Source organism: Ruixingdingia sedimenti, from assembly GCF_031432425.1.
GTDB classification, from domain to species: domain Bacteria; phylum Pseudomonadota; class Alphaproteobacteria; order Rhodobacterales; family Rhodobacteraceae; genus Ruixingdingia; species Ruixingdingia sedimenti.
In genome coordinates, this window is record NZ_JAVKPH010000132.1 from 1 (window position 1) to 688 (window position 688).

Annotated in this window: 1 pseudogene and 1 other annotated feature; the pseudogene reads left to right on the forward strand. The window is 64.2% G+C overall.

Annotated features, from left to right (window positions below):
- Window positions 1–53 precede the first annotated feature (53 nt).
- Window positions 54–688, forward strand: a pseudogene (locus RGD00_RS23450) (IS3 family transposase); the annotation flags it as partial.
- Window positions 335–451 (forward strand) — a sequence feature (AL1L pseudoknot). It overlaps the preceding pseudogene by 117 nt.

The window sequence follows — 688 nt, forward strand, 5'->3', positions numbered from 1 at the left end:
TGAACCGCGCCGGGTTTGCCGGAGGCTCCAACTCTTGAGTAGGATGGAGCATCATGAGCAAGACGACGAACAAGTTTTCCCCTGAGGTCCGCGAACGTGCCGTGCGACTGGTTCTCGACAACGAGGGTCAGCATGCGTCACGCTGGCAGGCGGTGATGTCGATCGCGGCGAAGATCGGCTGCACGCCACAGACCCTGAACGACTGGGTCAAGAAGGCCGAGGTCGACAGCGGTCGGCGCGCGGGCATCCCGAGTGATTTGGCCGAGAAGATGAAGGCGCTTGAGCGGGAGAACCGCGAGTTGCGCCAGGCCAACGAGATCCTCAGGAAGGCGAGCGCATATTTTGCGATGGCGGAGCTCGACCGCCGGTCGAAGTGATGGTGGGTTTCATCGACGCGCACCGGGATGCGCACGGGGTCGAGCCGATCTGCGCGGTTCTGCCGATCGCCCCGTCCACCTACTATGAACATCTGGCAAAGCGGGCCGATCCGTCCCGGCTGTCGGAACGGGCGCGCCGGGATGAGGCGCTGCGCCCCGAGATCCTGCGGGTATTCGAGGAGAACTGGCGCGTCTACGGCGTCCGGAAGATCTGGCGGCAGCTTCGCCGCGAGGGCTTCGACGTTGCCCGATGCACGGTGGCACGGCTGATGAAGGTCATGGGTATTCAAGGCATTGTCCGGGGCAAGCCG